Source organism: Pontibacillus chungwhensis BH030062 (assembly GCF_000770675.1).
GTDB classification, from domain to species: domain Bacteria; phylum Bacillota; class Bacilli; order Bacillales; family BH030062; genus Pontibacillus; species Pontibacillus chungwhensis.
Genome location: NZ_AVBG01000016.1, coordinates 33000 through 52428, shown reverse-complemented (window position 1 = coordinate 52428; position 19429 = coordinate 33000). Strand labels below are relative to the sequence as shown.

23 protein-coding genes are annotated in these 19429 nt (G+C 42.6%); 8 read left to right on the top strand and 15 right to left on the bottom strand.

Annotated elements, in window-relative coordinates:
• Window positions 1-13: 13 nt before the first annotated feature.
• Together N780_RS16635 and N780_RS16630 are read left to right on the top strand one after the other, a co-directional pair.
• Window positions 14-1324: a DUF2254 domain-containing protein gene (locus tag N780_RS16635; RefSeq protein ID WP_036786701.1), complete on the top strand. Its 1311-nt coding sequence runs from the start codon at window positions 14-16 to the stop codon at window positions 1322-1324.
• 15 nt (window positions 1325-1339) lie between these two features.
• A complete protein-coding gene (locus tag N780_RS16630) occupies window positions 1340-2143 on the top strand; it encodes a DUF368 domain-containing protein (protein WP_036786699.1) in 804 nt (267 codons plus the stop codon).
• A gap of 416 nt (window positions 2144-2559) precedes the next feature.
• Here N780_RS16630 and N780_RS19600 read toward each other — a convergent pair whose 3' ends face one another.
• The 10 genes from N780_RS19600 to N780_RS16590 all read right to left on the bottom strand — a co-directional run bounded on the left by N780_RS19600 (window position 2560) and on the right by N780_RS16590 (window position 10194).
• Complete coding sequence (locus N780_RS19600; protein ID WP_084599704.1) at window positions 2560-2691, bottom strand: YjcZ family sporulation protein; 132 nt, start codon at window positions 2689-2691, stop codon at window positions 2560-2562.
• A gap of 51 nt (window positions 2692-2742) precedes the next feature.
• Window positions 2743-2850, bottom strand: a complete 108-nt coding sequence (locus N780_RS19595; RefSeq protein WP_084599696.1) for a YjcZ family sporulation protein — start codon at window positions 2848-2850, stop codon at window positions 2743-2745.
• A 169-nt stretch (window positions 2851-3019) separates the two neighbouring features.
• Window positions 3020-3457 (bottom strand): OsmC family protein, encoded by a 438-nt coding sequence (locus N780_RS16625; protein WP_036786697.1) that lies wholly within the window; start codon window positions 3455-3457, stop codon window positions 3020-3022.
• A 164-nt stretch (window positions 3458-3621) separates the two neighbouring features.
• The gene (locus N780_RS16620) at window positions 3622-5049 is read right to left on the bottom strand and encodes a dihydrolipoyl dehydrogenase family protein (protein ID WP_036786695.1); all 1428 of its coding nucleotides are present in this window, start codon (window positions 5047-5049) and stop codon (window positions 3622-3624) included.
• Window positions 5050-5065: 16 nt separating this feature from the next.
• The gene (locus N780_RS16615) at window positions 5066-5647 is read right to left on the bottom strand and encodes a CDP-alcohol phosphatidyltransferase family protein (RefSeq protein WP_036786694.1); all 582 of its coding nucleotides are present in this window, start codon (window positions 5645-5647) and stop codon (window positions 5066-5068) included.
• 21 nt (window positions 5648-5668) lie between these two features.
• A complete protein-coding gene (locus N780_RS16610; protein WP_036786692.1) occupies window positions 5669-6322 on the bottom strand; it encodes a TVP38/TMEM64 family protein in 654 nt (217 codons plus the stop codon).
• Between the two features lies 1 nt (window position 6323).
• Complete coding sequence (locus tag N780_RS16605; protein WP_036786690.1) at window positions 6324-7310, bottom strand: ABC transporter ATP-binding protein; 987 nt, start codon at window positions 7308-7310, stop codon at window positions 6324-6326.
• Window positions 7307-8116: an ABC transporter permease gene (locus N780_RS16600; RefSeq protein WP_036786688.1), complete on the bottom strand. Its 810-nt coding sequence runs from the start codon at window positions 8114-8116 to the stop codon at window positions 7307-7309. Before N780_RS16600 ends, N780_RS16605 begins: the two co-directional genes overlap by 4 nt.
• 1 nt (window position 8117) lies before the next feature.
• The gene (locus N780_RS16595) at window positions 8118-8978 is read right to left on the bottom strand and encodes an ABC transporter permease (protein ID WP_036786685.1); all 861 of its coding nucleotides are present in this window, start codon (window positions 8976-8978) and stop codon (window positions 8118-8120) included.
• The gene (locus N780_RS16590; RefSeq protein WP_036786683.1) at window positions 8956-10194 is read right to left on the bottom strand and encodes an ABC transporter substrate-binding protein; all 1239 of its coding nucleotides are present in this window, start codon (window positions 10192-10194) and stop codon (window positions 8956-8958) included. The genes N780_RS16595 and N780_RS16590 overlap by 23 nt, the downstream gene beginning before the upstream one ends.
• 630 nt (window positions 10195-10824) lie before the next feature.
• Here N780_RS16590 and N780_RS16585 point away from each other — a divergent pair.
• The 3 genes from N780_RS16585 to N780_RS16575 all read left to right on the top strand — a co-directional run bounded on the left by N780_RS16585 (window position 10825) and on the right by N780_RS16575 (window position 12355).
• Complete coding sequence (locus N780_RS16585; RefSeq protein WP_156969221.1) at window positions 10825-11127, top strand: thioredoxin family protein; 303 nt, start codon at window positions 10825-10827, stop codon at window positions 11125-11127.
• Between the two features lie 98 nt (window positions 11128-11225).
• On the top strand, window positions 11226-11714 hold the full coding sequence (locus N780_RS16580) for a hypothetical protein (RefSeq protein ID WP_036786679.1): 489 nt from the start codon (window positions 11226-11228) through the stop codon (window positions 11712-11714).
• 62 nt (window positions 11715-11776) lie between these two features.
• A complete protein-coding gene (locus N780_RS16575) occupies window positions 11777-12355 on the top strand; it encodes a hypothetical protein (RefSeq protein WP_036786677.1) in 579 nt (192 codons plus the stop codon).
• Window positions 12356-12446: 91 nt separating this feature from the next.
• Here N780_RS16575 and N780_RS16570 read toward each other — a convergent pair whose 3' ends face one another.
• Both N780_RS16570 and N780_RS16565 read right to left on the bottom strand, forming a co-directional pair.
• Window positions 12447-13070 carry a Bax inhibitor-1/YccA family protein gene (locus N780_RS16570; RefSeq protein ID WP_036786675.1) on the bottom strand — a complete coding sequence of 208 codons (624 nt, stop codon included), beginning with the start codon at window positions 13068-13070 and terminating at the stop codon, window positions 12447-12449.
• A 126-nt stretch (window positions 13071-13196) separates the two neighbouring features.
• A complete protein-coding gene (locus N780_RS16565) occupies window positions 13197-13871 on the bottom strand; it encodes an SIMPL domain-containing protein (protein ID WP_036786673.1) in 675 nt (224 codons plus the stop codon).
• Window positions 13872-14033: 162 nt separating this feature from the next.
• Between N780_RS16565 and N780_RS16560 the strand changes: the two genes are divergently transcribed.
• Together N780_RS16560 and N780_RS16555 are read left to right on the top strand one after the other, a co-directional pair.
• Window positions 14034-14660 carry a class I SAM-dependent methyltransferase gene (locus tag N780_RS16560; RefSeq protein ID WP_198135877.1) on the top strand — a complete coding sequence of 209 codons (627 nt, stop codon included), beginning with the start codon at window positions 14034-14036 and terminating at the stop codon, window positions 14658-14660.
• A gap of 14 nt (window positions 14661-14674) precedes the next feature.
• Window positions 14675-14929 (top strand): DUF2164 domain-containing protein, encoded by a 255-nt coding sequence (locus N780_RS16555; protein WP_036786671.1) that lies wholly within the window; start codon window positions 14675-14677, stop codon window positions 14927-14929.
• 78 nt (window positions 14930-15007) lie between these two features.
• On the opposite strand, the gene N780_RS16550 is transcribed toward N780_RS16555, so the two are convergent.
• The gene (locus tag N780_RS16550) at window positions 15008-16657 is read right to left on the bottom strand and encodes a methyl-accepting chemotaxis protein (RefSeq protein WP_036786669.1); all 1650 of its coding nucleotides are present in this window, start codon (window positions 16655-16657) and stop codon (window positions 15008-15010) included.
• Between the two features lies 1 nt (window position 16658).
• Window positions 16659-17618 (bottom strand): BMP family lipoprotein, encoded by a 960-nt coding sequence (locus tag N780_RS16545; protein WP_036786668.1) that lies wholly within the window; start codon window positions 17616-17618, stop codon window positions 16659-16661.
• A gap of 118 nt (window positions 17619-17736) precedes the next feature.
• Here N780_RS16545 and N780_RS16540 point away from each other — a divergent pair, with 118 nt between their 5' ends.
• Window positions 17737-18246 carry a GNAT family N-acetyltransferase gene (locus N780_RS16540; protein ID WP_036786666.1) on the top strand — a complete coding sequence of 170 codons (510 nt, stop codon included), beginning with the start codon at window positions 17737-17739 and terminating at the stop codon, window positions 18244-18246.
• 48 nt (window positions 18247-18294) lie between these two features.
• Here the strand turns inward: N780_RS16540 and N780_RS16535 are convergent, their stop codons facing one another.
• Window positions 18295-19284, bottom strand: a complete 990-nt coding sequence (locus N780_RS16535; protein WP_036786740.1) for an LLM class flavin-dependent oxidoreductase — start codon at window positions 19282-19284, stop codon at window positions 18295-18297.
• Window positions 19285-19429: the final 145 nt, after the last annotated feature.

The window sequence follows — 19429 nt, the reverse complement described above, 5'->3', positions numbered from 1 at the left end:
AAGGGGTTTACATATGAGAAACACAGCGTGGTGGCTAAGTATACGTAATAGTTATTGGTTTCTCCCAAGTGTGTACAGCATTCTTTCAATCATAGCGGTTGGGGTAACAACAATAGCTGACCTATTTTTCGTAGAAGATTTTGCAAAAGTTATTCCATCTATATTTCTGACTAATAGAAGTATAGCCATGTCGCTATACACAGCTCTCATTACATCAATCTTAACGATGACGACCATTAGTTTCTCTTCCATCATGGTTGTTTTAACAACATACTCACAGCAGTTCTCTCCAAGGACTCTGCAGGATTTTATGAGTGACAGGACCACACAGCACGTATTAGGTGTTTATGTCTTTGGCTTTATTTATACACTGTGTAACTTACTCCTTCTTACAAAAGACAAAGAACGTCTGCTTGCTAGTCCGTTCCTTACAGTTCTAGTGGCCATTACGACACTTGGGTTCTTTGTTGTATTTATTCATCACTCGACTCGCTGGGTGCAGGTGAATAATTTAATAGGTAAAATCCAACATGAAACATATGATGTAATTGGGAGGACCTTCTCTGAGAAACAGTATGATGTTTTTCAAGAGTGGGACCAAAAAGAGGTGGAAGAAGTTCAATCTAACCTGAACCGAGTGGTATATGTCGAGCGTTCTGGTTATTTGCAGCATATTGAATTTAAAGCATTTATACAATGGGCAAAGCAAAACAACATAACGGCGTGGATGCATGTACAGGTTGGCGATTACGTAGAGAAGGGAATCCCTTTATTTTCTTATCGGACAAACGAAGGAGAAGCGGACATAAATGAAAGTGCTGGTTTGAATTGTATGATTGTAGGGAAGGAACGAACGAGTCTGCAGGATATTGAGTTTTCGATACAAAAATTAGTGGAGATTGCTCTTAGAGCTATATCCCCTGGCATAAATGACCCTCACACGGCTATTAATTGCATTAACCGAATCGGGTCGTTATTAGCTGAATTAGGACATAAATACAAACCATTTCGTTATTATACAGATAATGAGGAAAGTTTAAGAATTGTACTCAAGCCAAAGCCCTATAGTGAATATCTTTATAAGAGCTTTTACCAAATCCGTTTATATGGGAAAAATGATGTTTCTGTCATGAACGGAGTGTTAGAAGCCTTATATAAAACAGCTCTTGTAAATGAAGGGGAGATCATTGAGGATATTTGGAAATTTTCTGTATATATAATTGATGGAATTAAAGATGAAGGGTATCATGAAGTAGACCTTAACGTAATACGAGACATTGCTTCTGAACTGGCCAAGCATTGTCAAAAGGAACCTGTGATTTAAAGGAGATAGAGATTTATGGAGTGGAGAAACATTTATAGAGGAATGTTGATGGGAGCAAGCGACGTGGTCCCAGGTGTAAGTGGGGGAACGATTGCTGTCCTGTTGGGGATTTATGATCGCTTGATTGAGGCAATATCGGGTGTTTTTAGTCGAGAGTGGAAGAAGTATATAGGCTTCCTCATTCCATTGGGGATTGGTGTAGGAATCTCGATTGTATCGTTGAGTAAATTGATTGAGTACTTGTTTGAACACCACGAACAAGCGACGCTTTACTTCTTTCTTGGGCTGATTATCGGAGTTATTCCTTTCCTATTACATCAAGCTAATTATAAAGAAAACTTTAAAGGGAGTCACATGGTGTTCCTGCTTGTTTTTGCAGCGCTCGTCGCGTCTATGGCCTTCCTTGAGACAGGAGAGCCAGAAGCGTGGGAAGGGAGCTTGTCTACTGGACAAATGCTCGCGTTATTCTTCTCGGGGTGGATGGCAAGTATGGCAATGATCTTGCCAGGAATCAGTGGATCTTTCCTTTTACTTTTAGTGGGAGTTTATGAAACGGCCATACAAGCTGTATCTCAGCTTCAGATCGGACGCATCGCTCTCATTGGAGCTGGTGTCGCTGTTGGTCTTCTAATAAGTAGTAAGGCGATACGCTATTTATTTAAACGTTTCCCATCTCATACGTACGCAACCGTAATCGGTCTTGTCATTGGGTCTGTTTTTGTTGTTTTTCCGGGTATGCCGGGTGACCTTATTCTTTGCTTGATTACGTTTATTGGCGGCTTGTTGGTTGCTTATTTATTAGGGAAAGTTGAGTATTAGGATTCGTGGGGTTTTGCATGAAAAAGAGGTCACCCTTTTGGGATGACCTCTTTTTTTATGATAGTTGTGTGCTTTTTATTGGTCCCCACACGAGGTGGGGTCGTTCGACGTTCGCTATTGACGTGGCGGTCTTAGTCGAACTTCCTCTTTTCACAGGGCAAGCCCCCTGCGCTTTTCTTGAGATCTAGCTCCGGGGGCTAAAGGCTAGCGCGATAAGCAATCTACCTCCAGTCTGCTGCGCAGACTTACAGTAGCTTGCTTATCCGTACGCCTTTGACCTAGCCCCCTGCGCTTTTCTTGAGATCTAGCTCCGGCTCCTAGCCCCTAGCGTCATAAGCAATCTGACTACATTTCGCTACGCGAACTTCCGCCAGCTTGCTTATGCGTACGGGGCTGAACAGTCGCCTGCGCTTTTCTTAGTACCTAAATGCTGTTGCGCCTACGATGATTAGTAGGATGAATAGTACAACGATAAGTGTGAATGTTCCTCCGTAGCCACCGCCGTAGCCGCCTCCGTAACAACAACCGTATCCACCATAACCGTACATAACATCTTCCTCCTTTTTGATCTTAAGAGATTCATTCATTTTTCATTAAACTTAGTAACCGTAGCCACCGTGTCCTCCAAATTGCGATGCTCCTACGATGATTAGTAGGATGAAAAGAACCACCACGAGCGCGAATCCTGTGCCGTATCCTTCACTCATTTGAATCCCTCCTTCAAGATCTGACTTCTTTACTACAATATGCAGATGACCCGAAATTGGTTGGGTTCTTCCGCGATTTCATTAAAAATGGACGTTTGCCTATAAAGGGCGGAGGGGTGATGATATATACAAAAAAAGCCGCCTTAAAAAGGCGGCTTCCTGAGTTATTTTAGGCTTTTTCCCATTTAGGTGTTAGTTCAACGCCAGCGGCTTTTAGAGTCGTGTAAACCGGGCAGCGTTTGTCTGTAATGCGTTGAAGTTCATTGATTCGTTCTTGAGTTTCGCTGGTGTGCACCAATGCATGAACGGTGACCGTTTGGAAATAAGGTCTAACGTTCTCATCTCCCATTAATCCGCGGGGATCAAGAGAGCCATCAATATTAAATTCAATGCTTTCTAAATCGAAGTCGATTTCTTTCGCGACCATGTTTGCCACAACGGTTTCGCAACCAGCTAAGGAGCCAAGAAGGGTAGAAAGAGGATCAGCTCCTTCATTTGTGCCTCCCATTTTTGCGGGCTCGTCTATAACAAAAGTGTGCTCATCTGCTTTAATTTCAGTTTTCATACCTTTGGAGTTTGTGGTTACATGAAACTTTTGTTCTGCCATGAATCATTTCCTCCTTTTTTATAATCGTTTCGCAAGGTAATACGAGTAACAAGGTGTAAGAACATTACACTCTCTTCGGTAAATTCCCTTTTACAAATGGTTTAAACGATATAGAAAACATCAAAAGAGCTGCTCGATGTGTAACCATCGGCAGCTCTTGTTATTTATCTGAACCACTTAATATACTTCTCGGTGATGGATGGGACTACGCCACTAAACAACTTGCTTCTCCAGTATTCGTTGCTGGCTCGTTCTATGGCTGCAGTGTGGTTTGGATAAGGGTAAATCATACTCGACAGTTCTCCGATTTTCATCCCTTTTTCAACAGCCAGAATAGCAACTTGCATCCAGTCACCAGCACCTTTGCCAATCGCATGAGCTCCTAGAATATGACCTTTTGTATCAGTAATAATCTTAATAAACCCTTCTGTTTTATGATCGGCAACGAAGCGGTCCACGTCAGCTAAATCGGTATGATAAAGAAGAACCCCGTCATGTTTTTCTTGTGCTTCTTTCTGGGTTAAGCCAAGGTGGAACACTTCTGGTGTAATGTATGTGTTCCAAGGGATTAAATCATAAGACGCTTTCCGACTTAGGCCAAATACAGCATTTTGTACCACTGTTTTCCCTTCGTAGCCAGCTACATGAGTGAATGGAGGTGTGCCGTTCACATCTCCAATAGCAAAGATGTGACCAACATTTGTGCGAAGGGTTTCATCGACAATCACAAACCCACGCTCATTCATTTCCACTCCAGCCTGGTCCAGTTGAAGAGAATCTGTATTTGGTTTACGTCCTGTCGCAAGGAAAATTTGGTTCGCTTCAATCTTATGTTCTTCGTTGTTAACCGAATAGTGAACGTAATTCTGCTCCCCCGAACGAGATGTTTTCTCTACGTTCGCATCGGTGATAATTGTAAGTTCTCGCTCCAGGATTTCTTGAGCTTTCTGTTGAATGTCTTGGTCCTCCTTGCCAAGAACACCTGGACCTGCTTCAAGGACTGTGACTTCAGAACCTAAGCGGGCGTAAGCTTGTGCAATCTCAAGACCAATCGGACCTCCGCCAATAAAGACCATTTTCTTCGGCAGTTGTTCAAGGTCAAAGACGGTTTCATTTGTAAGGTAACCTGTTTCTTTCAACCCTTCGATTGGAGGGACGTTCGGTCTAGAGCCTGTTGCAATGACGATGCGTTTTCCAAAGAGAGGCTCCTCGTGGTTCTCGATCTCCACTTCATGGTCATCTCGAAACGATGCTCCTCCAATATAGACATCAATTCCTAATTCTTCAAAGCGTTCGATGCTATCGTGTTCTTGTATATGAGAAATGGATTCCTTAACTCGTTGATTGATTGCCTTTAAATCTACTTCGCCTGAGGCGTGTACGCCGTACTTGGATACACTTCGTGCGTGATGAATTTCATTTGCGGCTTCAATGAGAGATTTAGAAGGAACGCATCCGAAGTGAAGGCAGTCGCCTCCTAAGTCTTCTCGTTTTTCAATTAATGCTACTTCTGCTCCTAAAGAAGCTGCTCCTGACGCGACGGTAAGACCGCCAGCGCCTCCACCTATTATAATTAAGTCGTACTGTTTCATTGTACATTTCCCCTTTCTATGACAAGATTCGTTTGGCTTCTAAAAAGCGTTGCATAGCTGTGAAGACTTCAATAGCGAAGAAAGCGAGTGTTGTCCACATCAGGATTGAAGGGAACAGCATCATCACGCTGAAGAAAATAAAACCTTCTGTACGCTCTGCCACTCCCGCTTGATAGTAAAAAGATTTAATTCCTTGTTTCTCAGACACAGCGCCGACTGTGAGAAAGATCGTCATGGAAAAGATAATCGAGACACTTAAGAGAAGTAGGGGCCACATGACTTCAGGGTGAAGGTAGGCTACACCTAAAATAATGCTGATTTCAACAATTCGGTCAAATGTAATATCCATTACTGTTCCGAATGAAGAAGGCTTTGTCATTCTCGCCATCGTACCGTCAACGGCATCTAAAAAGCCAGAAAGCCATAGTGCCATAACAGCAAGAATTGGGAAACCAAGGGCATAGATTCCGCCTGAAGCAATACCAATGATAAACGCGATTGTCGTGACTTGATTGGCCGTTAAACCTAATTTAGTTAACCACTTCGATGTGTGCTCAATCGAAGGTTGAACGTATTTTCTAGCATGTGTGTCAAGCAATGGTTACACCTCCTGCGCTCTCTATCCTGTAAAGCCAAGCCACCTTTTAATTCGTTTCCGAAACAAAAAGGTGATGGCCATTAGCGCAAGAAGAAGAGAGACAGCTAACATAATTTGTTTTATATTTCCGGTACCAAGACTTGCTCCTAAATAGCTGTAAAGAAGCGTCCCTGGAAACATTCCGATCATGGATGCCAGAATGAAGGATCGGAATTTAACCCGGGTAATTCCTGAGACATAACTTAAGAGATCAAATCCAACGATCGGAGTAAGGCGAAGTATGAGAACGTATAGAAATCCATTTTGATCGATCTTTGCGAATAACTGTTCAGACCATGAGAAGTTTTGTACTTTGACGAGTGAATCCCCAAAGAAACGCCCCATAACGTATCCGGTCGCTGCAGCCCCGGTTGCTCCTAATAATATATAGAGAAAGCCAGGCCACACTCCATACACGAACCCTGCCACTAACGATAGGATCGATGTAGGGAAGAAGACGATAGGGCCGAGGGCATAAATGAGGAAGAATATAAAAGGCGACCACCATCCAAAAGATTTTACATACGCACTTATTTCATCTTTCCCTAAATTGAACTCAAACCGAACAATATAAGCGGCTATACCAAATAGGATGAGTACAATTGCTGGTTTCATCCATTTTTTTAGTTGTGTCATATTACCCATTCCTTTGCTGCTGATTTGTAAACGTTTGAACGGAATCAGGGTGTGCTGATACGTAGATCGGTTCGTCGATAGTGAGATTGATTGAGCTTGAAACGGTAACGTGTTGATTTAAGTCTTCTATAAAAACTTGATAAAGGCTGTGGCCGTGAACGTGTAACTTGTTCTTCATGATGCCTTCCCATACTGATCCAACTTGTTTTGGCTTCGATCTTGATAAGAAAAGTGACTGAACAGGGATGAATGTTTCCTGGTCAACTAGTAAATGGTCTCCAAAAAAATCAGCGACAAAGGCGTTAGCGGGGGAGTGATAGACGTGTTCTGGCTCACCAATTTGCTGGAACTGGCCATTTTCAAAGACGCCTACATAATCTCCCATTTGCATCGCTTCTTCTTTATCGTGGGTCACAAAGATTGCTGTAATCTCCTGGTCTTTCAGCAGTTGTCTTACCCATGTTCGCATCTCATTTCTAAGACGAACATCTAAGCTGCTAAAAGGCTCGTCGAGTAAAAGTAGATTGGGTGAGATGGCTAAAGATCGAGCCAAGGATACGCGCTGTTGCTGGCCACCCGATAACTCATAGGGGAAACTCTTTTCATATCCAGTAAGTCCAACTTGGTTGATTAACTCTTGTGCATGGCGTAGCCTTTCCTTCTTCTTTCTCCTTTGAAAGGCTAAACCGTAAGCTACGTTCTCTTGAATGGTCATGTGCGGAAACAATAACGGGTGTTGGAATACTAAGCTTACCGGGCGTTTATTTGCTTCTAAGGCTGTTACGTTTTTGCCATTGATGAGAAACTTACCCGTCGAGAAGCTCTCAAGGCCCGCTAAACACCTTAGAAGTGTGGTCTTCCCGCTTCCAGAAGGTCCTACGATACTTAAGATGTCCCCTTTATTTAATGTGAACGAGAGATTCGAGAAGATCGCTTCTTTATTAAATGATTTAGATGTATGCTCTACTGTAATAAACGATGGTGTCATAAACGAGTCCTCCAAGGGTTTTGATACGGAAGGAGCGATAACAGAAGCTCCACTGAAAGATAGAATAAGATTGGAAGCAAAGCGAACCAGGCTGAGAACGCTGCAAGTACCGTACTTTCTGCTGAATCTAAGAAAGGAAAGTAAATCATGGCGAGCGTGACGACATTCCCGCCGCCAATAATAGCTGTGATGACATATTGACTAAGGCTAATCACAAAGATGAGAAAAACCGTGCTTCTAATCGATGGCATAAGGAGAGGCAATTCAACGCTAAAGAAGCGGTGCCATCTATTTGTGCCGAGTACCTTAGCCTGTTGCAGAAGTCCGGTTCCGATCGAAGCGTAGCCACTTTGCAACATTTTGATGCTGTATGGAACAGTAGGCACAAGGTGAATAAGTACAACTCCTATCCAAGTATCTGAGAGTCCAATACGAATCATGGCGACGTGAATACCCATTGCGATAGCCAATAAAGGAACGATTAAAGGAAGAAGAAAGAGCGCTTCAATCAGCGCCTTCCCTTTAAAAGAATAGAAAGCGAGTGCTTTCCCGGCTAAGAGGCCAACGCTCAAGTTCAGAAAAACGACAAGAGCCCCGATCCCTAAGGAAACAAGGGTTGCCTGGATTAACTGACTCTCAGAAAAGAGTGTTTCCCATCCTCTTAAAGTAAAATCAATGCCAGAACTACGGCCAAAACCAAAGTTCAATACGACGCTTTTTAAGAATAAAAATACGACAGGAAGGATGAAGAAGAGCAATGTGAGCGCCCAAAACTGTATTTTTTTCTGTTTGCTAAGGCGATCCATACTAACCCTGTCCTTTCGTAAGAAGCATCCGTTTACGATTCATAGCCGAAAAGGCGATAAAGCTCATGATTCCGATTAAAACGCTCGTTATAATCATTGCAGCAAAAGCTAGAGGTCGTTCATTCCAATCCCCTGAATAAAACCAATCGTAGGTTAAAACGGAGATCATCTCTGGGAACGTAGCTCCGAGTAGAAACGGAACCTCGTAAGCACTTAATATAAAGGCGAATAAGATAATGCCTGCTTCAAGCAGTACCGGTGATACCCATGGCCATTCTGCATCTTTGAATGCGGCCCACTTCCCTCCGCCTAGAGTCTGCACAAGGTCTTTGTATCCATCTTGTTGCTTCGCATAGATTGGCAGCAGCATTAAGACGACAAAAGGTGTCTCCTTTCCTACATAGGTAAGAATGATCCCGATTCCATTTTGGTCATTGGTTATAATAGGAAAAGATGATGTGCTACTGATCAACCCCATTTCAACAAGTAAATGGGAGATGAGGCCGCTTTGCTCAAAAAGGAGAAGCACGATATAGCCCCATACAAAATGAGGAAACAACATAGGAAGCCAAATGCTAAGCTTTCCTTTTGTGCTCTGAATGAATGGACTGAAGGCTCTCGTAATAAGTAGTCCAAGTACTAAAGAGAGTACCGTTGAGAGTAAGGTAATGCGAACGCTATATCCAATAGACTCCCAAAACGTCTCTTGTTGGAAAAGTGTTCTGTAATGTTTGGTTGTGAATGAACCATTTTCATGTAAGCTGGTCCATATGGCTGAAAATAAACCATAGGCTGGTAAACTCAGAAAAAGTAAGGCCGGGGTTAAGAGAATCCAAGCCTTATTTGTCTCTGATAACTTCATCTTTCCAATTCTCCTTTATCCACTCTACATATTGAGCATCGGCCTCTGGAAGGAAGCTCTTATTTAATACATCGTTTGATAGAACGCTGTCTCCGCGGTCAAGTGACTCAAAAGCTTGGCGGTCTTCTTCTGATAGTTTATCTAAGCTGATCGGTGTGTTATCCCCCCAATAGGAAGGCTGCAGTTTTGCAACTTGAGCTTCTGGAGATAACAAGAAGTTGATTGCTGTCATGGCGCCCGCTTTATTTGGGCTATTGTATGGGATTGCTAGAAAGTGAGTGTTTCCAATTGATCCTGACTCTAACACGAAACTACGGGTAGACTCAGGGAAAACCCCGTCCTCAACCATGTGTTCAGCGCGCGCTTCATTATAACCCATCGTCATCGACACTTCTCCCTTACTGTAGAGTCGGTCTAACTCAGCCAAAGAAGCAGGGTAGTGCTTACCATCTCTCCATAAGTCAGGTTGAATATCGTTTAAGTAAGACCACATGTAGGAGCCCGCTTCACTTGCTAATTCCTTAGAAAAAGGTTCTTCAATGAGTGTATCGGTATCTTCTGCCCCTTTGTAGAGAAGGTGTCTTAAGAAAGCATTGCCAGAGAAGTCATCAGGGTTGGGGTAGGTAAATTCACCAGGGTTCTCGCTGATCCAGGTCTTAAGCTCCTCGAAGTTTTTAGGTGGTTGCTCGATCTTTTCTTGATCATATAAGAAAACGAACTGAACTTTCCCCCAAGGGGCTTCATACCCTTCAGTTGGTGTCCCGAAGTCGTAATCAAAGGCAAGGTTTTCTTGTTCATAGTAGTCTGTAAAGTTAGGCAATTGTTTACGGAAAGGCCCATAAAGCAATTCGTTTTCTTTGGCATTTTTAAAATTCTCTCCGTTTACCCAAATAACATCAATCGTCCCATCTTGTTTATTTGCCTGCTTCTCAGAGTAAAGTTTCTGCAGGATGTTGCCTGTGTCCATCGGAGTACGTTCTAAGTTGATGTTGTATTGGTCTTGTAGGCGAGGGGCCACCCATTCGTCTATATATTCGTTAATACCTTCGTCGCCTCCCCACATATGAATGCGTACAGTGGTTTCTGAAGCTTGAGCCTCGATCTCTTCCCAAGAGGTGTCTTGTAAGGGTTGGGTGTTGCTATTACTCTCTCCGTCTGCATTGCTGCAAGCTGATAGAAGAAGTGTTAATAGAAAAAAGCTTATAAATTTTTTCAAGTATAATCCCCCTTGTTTCTTAGATAATATTTTTTGTCTATGGTTGAGCTTTGCCATAATTGTGTGGTTTGAGGTTAGAAATTGGTAATCTTAGCTGGATTTCCACATTCGGTGGTTGTGCTTTTCTTGTGTCTAGCTCCGGGGGCTAGGGGCTAGCGAGATAAGCAAACTACCTGCAGTGGCTAACGCCACTTCCGGCATTTTGCTTATCCGTGCGCCCCTGGGCGAGCCCCCTGTGCTTTTCTTAATGTCTAGCTCCGGCGGGGAGGGCCTAGCGAGATAAGTCATCTTTTCTCCAAAGGCTAATCGCCTTTTCCGAAAAGCTGTCTTATCCGTACGGCCCTGGGCACCCCGCCTGTGCTTTTCTTTATGTCTAGCTCCGGCTCCTAGCCCCTAGCGTCATAAGCAATCTACCTCCAGTCTGCTATGCAGACTTACGATAGCTTGCTTATGCGTACGGGGCTGAACAGTCGCCTGTGCTTTTCTTTATTCCATTATACATTTATTATAATAGTATGAACTGTAATCCAACTTACATGATGTGCTCATGTGTTTCGATTCTGGTTGGGATATGTTTAAATAGGGTGAGAGTATTTCAAGGAGGTTGTTTTAGTGGAGTTTATTCGTGAGATGAAGACATTTCAAGAGCTTATAAATGGGGAAGAGCCGGTTATTATTAAGTTTTCTGCGAATTGGTGCCCGGATTGTAAGCGTATGGATATGTTTATTGGTGATATTGTGGAAGAGTACAATGCTTATAAATGGTTCGAGATAAACAGTGATGAGTTACCTGATGTTGCCCAGGAGTATGAAGTTATGGGGATTCCTAGTATTCTTGTATTCCAGAACGGTCAGAAAGTCGCTCACCTTCATAGTGCAGATGCGAAGACGCCTGAGGAAGTGCAAGGTTTCTTAGCTAGCACGTTTAAATAACCGAAATGGTTGGTTTTCAAACACACAAATGTGGAGTAAAATGGAAAAAACTCCGAGTTTGTGTGTTTTTTTATGGGCAATTGTAAGGGGGCATTGAGGTGTTTGGAATCTTAGAGAGGCATCATAAGTGGGTGAATGCCTCTGTTTTTATAGGGATTGGGGCATTGATGGCGGCTGTTTCGTTTCTGTCACTATCGTTCTATATGTTGTACATAGGTATTCTCTTGTTGGCTCTTCTTCAGTTAGTAACGGATTCTTCAGTAGAAGCGTCCCTTTCATCTTCAGAAGAAAGCGTAATGAAGCGGTTTGGGTGGAAGGTTGTGAAAGGATTTCCAGTCGTTTTTGTATTTATGCTTATCATCATAAACGAAAAGCCGGGGGAAGTACCAGAGGGAGAATCAGAGAAGTTCTTTCTATTAGGTACCATCTTTGTGAGTGGTTTGTTCGCTCGACTGCGTAAAAATCCTAATACGTATCAAGATCCCGATCCTTTACGAGAGAGTCAGGTGCGGTTGGCTGCGTTATTATTAGCGATAGCTCTTGTATTCTTTGCTACTCTGTTCGGGGTGGGGCGCATGTTCGAATAGAAGTACGAAACGTTTTCCGACTTTAACCGTAAATATAATGAGCATAGCATAGGGGGCGGTTGATGGTGACAAAGGAAGAGTTGCAGAAGTTAAGAAGAAAACAAATGCAATACAATTATATCATCCTCATTCCTTTGATGATTCTCTTTTCGCTTGTGTTTTTTCTCGTTTCTAGTCCCAAGGTATTTTATTTACTCTTATGGATTATGGCTATCCTGTTATTTATGATTGAAGGATATAGATATTTCACTGGTAAGATTGCCTTTTCAAGGGATATGAAGCGGTTGGCGGAATATGAGAAAGATAAGATGGGGGAGAAACAGTTTTATAAAGAACGGAAAGTTAGTTTTTTGACGCAAGGGTTGTTGGTGATTGTGATCGGCGTGCAGATGCTTCTGGCTCAAGATGAGGAACCTTTCTTTACAGATGGGGCTTTTCAATGGACAATGGCAGCTATTCTTGTCATCCTTATACCCGCTATTCATGTCTCAGTAAAGGCTCGCGCAAAGCGAATTGATGAATGGGATCAGGAGAAGCTTAAAGATTATCAAAAGAACAATATAAAGAGAGGAATAGCCGCTTTCTTTATTGCGTTCTTCGTCATGATAATTGCGGCAGGAGTTGTGATTGCGAATTTATAAGAGGGTTACGATTCTTTGAAGTTATAGAAGCAAAAACGAGTATGAATCCAACAAAGGGTTCATACTCGTTTTTTAATCGCCTCCAACTTTATTAGTCATCTTTTAAAATCTTCACAAGGCGAAGCAGATCTAAGAATAGGTTAATAAAGTCTAGATAGAGGTTCAAGGCAAGAAGCGGGACATCTTCTTCGCTATAGTGACCGTTCTTGATCTTATTAATGTCGTAAATGATAAATCCTGAAAAGATTACAACACTAATCAATGTAATCACAAGAATAGCTGCACTGCCTAAGTTAAAGAAGATGTGGATTAGCCATACAAGAATGAGGGCAAGCAACGCACTCATGAGTATGCCGCCAAGGAAGCTTAAATCTCGTTTCGTCTTCCATGCATAAAGGGACAATACAATGAAGATTACGGTTGTAACTCCTAGTACCATAAGGACCGTAGTAGCTCCAATGGAACTAATGTAATACGAAATGGCTGGATACAACGTTAATCCTGATATAAATGTAAACAGAAACAGAAAGCCGTATCCAATTTTCTTCGCTTTACGCAGGAAGAAAACAGAGATTAGTAAAATAAATTCTAAGATTACGAGTGGGAGAAACAATGCGGGTGGTACCCATTGCCCCATATACAAACCGACCGTTGCGACAAGTAGAGATAGTGCAAAGGTTCGGAGTACTTTGCTTAGTAGTTCATGTTTTTTCAAAGATGTTCCCTCCAATAGATGTAGGTGCGGTGTTTAGTATAATCATAACTTGAGCAAGAGTCTACCCGTCTCTTTTGTTCCCTTTACTCGCTAGCGGTAACCATCTTGCTAAGTGTCTATAGTGTGTTACGAAACGTATTGGTATTTGGTTTCAACTCGCGCTGTAATTTCTAATTGCCCTGGCTCTACTGGGGTGCTTGTGGCTCCAAGCGCTTGAGATTTCACCATTGTTTGTGGTGTAGCTTGAGAAGGTGGGAGCTGTTCATCGATAGAGATTGGTGTCATGTCCATTTGAAGGTTCATCGTCTGCGCGATTGTTTGAGCTTTCGTGTTGGCATTTTTTAATGCGGAGGCTAGTGCTTCCTGGTAATAGGACTGAGGATCTTGGACGGTAAACGAAATGTTCGAGACTCGGTTTGCTCCGTTAGCAACAGCCGTGTCAATGACTTCACCTGTCTGATCTAGATTCTCAATGGTCACGTTAATGAGATGAGTGACTTCATAGCCTCTGAACTGCTGTTTCCCATCAATATAATCATATTGCGGGAAAATGAAGTAGTCGACGGTTTGAATATTTTCTTTTGGAATGCCAATTTGGATGAGAGAGTCAATCACTTGATCAAGTGTTTGGGCATTCGTTTGTTGAGCCGTTGTTAGCTCTTCATCTTGCGTTTCTACACCTAACTTAATATTGGCGACATTCGGCTCAATTTTCACTGAACCAATACCTGTAACGGTCAGGAAGCGGTTGGCGTTACGTTGCCCGTCACGATAAAGCGGTTGTGGTGATGGATAATACATAATGATTCCACCTTCCGTCTTGAAATTAACCCTACTACTTAATTCATGAAGGATGGGTCTGAAATATGCCATTTTGTCCCGCTAATGTGGAGAAAAGTTGTTAAAGAGGTATGGAAATGGGGGAATGGAAAGGAAGGATCGATAAAAAAGGAGCGAACAACTATGGGATTTCTATTCTCTCAGTTTTCAAAACCCTCAGGATTTGTTGGAAAAGTAGTGGGCTGGATGATGTATAAGCAAAATGCTGATATCAATAAATGGGCCATGTCTTTCTTGGATATTAAATCGACGGATCACGTGTTAGAGATTGGTTTTGGACCAGGGTATTGTGTGAAAGAGCTGTGTGACACGTATGAAGGAGTGCGTGTGAGTGGCCTTGATCCTTCTGAAACAATGGTCGAAGAGGCAAAGCGCCGTAATCAAAAAGGAGTAGAACGGGGTCAAGTTCAGTTAGTGAAAGGGTATGCAGAAAAAGTGACCGAACTACATGATACAATAGATAAAGTTCTGGCTATTAATAACATCACGTATTGGGAAGACCCAGTTGGGACTTTGGCGACCCTGAGAAAAAAGATGAGTGATAAGGGGAGGATTTCTGTAGCCCTCCAGCCTCATGAGAAAGGGGCGAATGACCAGACAACGGTCATCATAGGAGACCAGATTCGCTCATTTTTAGAGCAAGCAGGCTTTAAGCAAGTGCTTGTCCATCATAAGCCTGGTAACCCAACGAAGACAACGTGCGTAGTCGGATCAGTATCATCTGTTCCGCTGATAGCCAATGATTTTTGAAGGGAGCGAAGCCATTGAAGCCATCGTTAAAGAAAGAAGAACGTGAACAAATACTCTCTAAAATTCAAGGGTACTTTGAAATGGAAAGAGGAGAGGAGATCGGAACCATTGCAGCTGATCAAGTCTTCCAGTTCATTGAGAAAGAGGTTGCTCCGCATTTCTACAACCAAGGAGTGCGAGACGCAAAGAGAATGCTAGAAGAGAAAATGATGAACCTTGATGAAGATATCACCTCCCTTGAGAAACCTACTTATCCCACAAGAAGATAAACAAAAAACGTGCCAGACACCCTTTAGTGTGATAAAGGGTGTCTGGCACGCGTTCTTTCTGTGAAGTGATAAAGTATATTAGTGTTTGAATTGGCTGAGTTGTTCTTCTAGTTGGTTAATCATCGTTTGTAGTTGAACAGACTGTTGTTGTACGTTGTCGAAGGTGCGTTGTTGTTCTTCAGTGGAAGCAGAGATCTCCTCAGTTCCTGCAGCCGTTTCTTCTGTAATAGCGCTTACGCTTTGCATGCTCGATGATACTTGCTCACTCCGATTAAGGGAGGCGTCCATATTCTGTACGAGTTGGTGTAATTCCGTGTGAATCATCGTCACGTGCTCATGAATAGAAGAGAACGCTGTTTTAGACTCATTCATGGTTTCTTCTTGCTTTGTCGATATAGATGTTGATCGGCTTGTATCCTCTTCTATCATTTGAATACCTTTTTGAATTTGCTCAACCATGCTGAAGATTTGTTCCGTGGCGTTTCTAGATTGGTCGGCGAGTTTTCGAACTTCTTCTGCGACAACCGCAAAACCTTTACCATGTTCACCGGCTCTAGCAGCTTCAATCGCCGCATTAAGAGCAAGAAGATTGGTTTGTTCGGATAAATCATTAACGAGCTGAGACGTCTGATGGATTTCATTTGTATATTGGACAAAGGATTGAACAGATTGCTCGATCGACCTTGTGGCTACAACGCCCTTATTCAGTAGGTCCTGTTGGTTCTCAATCGATCGTTGCCCGACTTCAACGCTTTGGAGCGCGCTTTCACTTTGTGCGCTTGCATTTCGGCTAGCTTCCACATTATGTTGAAATCCGTTATGCATTTCCTCCATTAAGGACGATGCATCTTGGATATCTGTTGAAATTGACTGGCTGCCTTGTGCAAGCTCATCTGTAGACGTTGCAACTTGTATAGAGCTTTCTGATAGAGTATCGATGTTGCTCTTTAACCCCGAACTAAACTCTTGAACTTCTTTTCCCATCGTTTCAATAGATTGGATGGTTTCCTTTAAGTGTTCAACCATTTCTTTAAAAGAAGAGGCTAATTGTCCAATCTCATCCTTTCGCTTTGTCGCAGCAACGTGCACAGTTAAATCTCCGCTTGCAATCGTTTGGGCTTTTTTAGCCAAGTCTCGTATTGGATTTGCTGTTTGAGCAGACATCCTCCATGAAGACAATACGGACAGGATAATTAATGCTCCGCTTGCAATTAGAGTAATAAGGATCAGTTGTTCAATTTCATTTTTTCGGCTTTGAATTTGACCTTCGTGCCATTGATTGGCTGTGTAATTAATCATAAAAGCATCATTTAAAATCCCGCCTGCTCTCGAAGCTTGTCGGCTGATTTCATTTGTATCATTGGAGGCTAGGTACTGTTCTGATTTGCTTTTTAAAGAAGCATATTTCGTTTCAAGCTGATTGAACCATTTCTTTTGGTCAGCATTCTTTAGCTGTTCTTTTAATGCAACAATCTCGCTATTTACGGATTCTAGTAAGTCACTCGACTCTTGTCTGCTGGATTCCGATGGGTTGTTAGCGAAGTTATTTAATGATTGCTGAAGCGTCACAACACTTCCATTCAGATGTTCAGCATCGAGAAGAAGTTCAACTTCTTGAGAAGACGACTCTTGTACTTGTACCATCTGAGTAATGACATAACCAATAAGGGCTAAGCTTAATACTAGGGGGATGGAGGATAGTAATAAGATCCGTTTACGTAGAGACATTTTACTCGTCGCCCCCTTTCTTCATTGCATCTTCTAAAATTTCCCGTTGCGGGTTGGTTAGTTTTATAATGCGAATGGGAGCTAAACCAACTGCTTCTTCCTTTAACCCTAGTTGAATATGCTTCCCTTGTTCGAAGGAACTTTCTTTAAGCTGCTTCGCAATATCAAACAAAGCAACATCAATACGTTTCATCATTGAAGTGACAATAGATTCCTCAGCTAAAAAGTATTGATCACTATCAACACCGAATGAGTAAACGCCTTGCTTTTGAGATTCTTTCAAAGCACCAACGCCTGCATAACCTGCTACAGGGAATATGTGGTCAGCTCCGTCCGCAATTTGCTTCTGTGCAAGTTCAGCCGCTTTATCGTCATTATCGAAATCACCTATGTAATCGATGGATATAGTAGCGTCTGGATTTGAAGCTTGGACGCCTTCTTTGAACCCTTTTTCGAAATTTTTTATAACAGGTATTTCCATGCCTCCGATAAACCCAACGTGATTTGACTCGGTACGCATACCGGCAATCAGACCGACTAAGTAACTACCCTCATCTTCTTTGAATGTAAGGGATGTAACGTTTGGTTGAGAGGATACAGCATCGATAAGAAGGAATTGCTGATCCGGATATTTCTTAGCCATCTTTTCAACAGCTTCTTGTGATTCGAACCCTAACCCTACAATGAGGTCATGTCCTTCCTTGACGAGATCTTCTAAATAACCGACGTAATTCCCGGTGAGTGGTTCTTTATAATTGAAAAAAACCCCCAACTCGTCACGTGCCCGCTCTAGTCCTTGAAGGGCCGAGTCGCTAAATGAATTATCTCCAAGTCCACTATCTGTGACCAAGAGTCCAATTGTTTTTTTGTCTTCTGCTTTACTGGATTGGCTCACTTGCGCACAAGCGCTTAACAAAAGCGACAACCCAATCATCCATATAAGAAGTGTTTTCTTCTGCATGACATAACCCCTTTCCGTAATTTCACACATAGTTTATATATCGGTTTACATAGGGCTTGATTTAATACTCATGAGGGGATTAAATAGTAAGAAACAAGAAATGAAGGGGAAATGACAATTGATTCGAAAAGCAGCGAGGGAAGATTTAGACCGAATTATGGAAATTGTAGAAGCTTCAAAGCTATTAATGGAAGCAACAGGTAGCGATCAGTGGGATTCAGCTTATCCTCTTTACTCAGATTATGAAAGTGACTTTGAGCAGGGTCGTTTATTTGTCTATGAAGAGGGAGAGAGCGTCTGCGGAGTTGCTTGTTTCAATGAACAAGAGCCTGAGCATTATTCGCTCATGGCCTGGTCGAAGCCTGATGGGGAGAAGGTATTGCTAACGCAAAGGCTAGCTGTTGATCCAGAAGTGAGAGGGAAGGGGATTGCTGAATCTTTCTATCACTACGTTGAACAATTAGCAGGAAACAGAGGAATCCAATTCCTGAAGACAGATACGTACTCATTAAACCCTGCTGCGCAACGTGTATTTCAAAAAGCAGGCTATACCTACATAGGGGAATGGAGCACTCCAGAGCGTAAGGCACCGTTTTACTTTTATGAGAAGAATCTAAAGCAAGGATAATACAAAAGGACCTAATCCCCTTTATCAATAAAAGGGGATAGGTCCATCTTATTGGTTGAATGCCTTCGCAAGCAGTTCATAAGAGCGAAGTCGTTCTTCAAACGGATTAATAATGGTATTCACAATGATTTCGTTCACGTTATAGGCGCGAGCAAGATGTTCGATTCTTTCTTTTACTTGTTCAGGGTTTCCAACAATCATGCGTTGTCTGTTTTCACGGACACGCTCTTTCTCGAAGATAGAGTAAGAGTACTGACTGGCCTCTTCTGGTGAAGGGAAACCATCGCGTTTTGCCCCTTGTTCGATTTTAAGAATCGATACATCTAAAGAAGAAGCCAAATACTCCGCCCGTTCCTCCGTTTCAGCACAAACAACAAAAACAGATACGTTTCCTTGTGGTTCTTCTTGTTGAATCGATGGTGTGAAGTGGTTCGAATAGCGATCCATTGCCCGTGTACCCCCAAAGCCATTAATGAAGTGGGCGAATGAATAAGAAGCGCCAAGGTCTGCAGCTAGTCTGGCACTCGTTCCGCTTGAACCAAGCATCCAAATCGGGGGAGTGGTTTCAGTTTGTGGCGTAGCGCGCACGTCCAGGCTATAAGGATCATGGCCGTGTACATACGCCATTAATTCTTTTACTTGTTCAGGGTACTTCTCGACATTCGGATACGAACCGTCGTTTAAAGCGTAATTGACGTTAGGCATTCCACCTGGCGCGCGCCCAATCCCTAAATCAATTCGACCTGGGTACAATGTTTCGAGTACCCGGAACGCTTCAGCTACTTTATAGGAACTGTAGTGGGGAAGAAGAACCCCTCCTGTACCAACTCTAATGTTCTGGGTGTTTGCTGCAAGATGGGCTACTAATACTTCGGGAGCAGAACCTGCTAAGCTTTGGGTGCTATGATGTTCTGATACCCAGTAGCGATGATACCCCAACTGGTCGACATGTTTCGCGAGTTCTGTTGTTTGTTGAAAGGCGTCTGCTGGAGTTTGCCCAATTAAGACAGGTGACTGATCCAGCACGCTTAGTTTTATCGTCAAAGTGCACCATCCTCATATTTGTTCATCATCTTCATTTATTATCAGAGAAAACCATCATCCCATGCAAAAATATTGCCTAATTTCCCATTTAAAACTAGAACCCCTCATGAACCGCTCTCGGCACATCACTTACAAAATA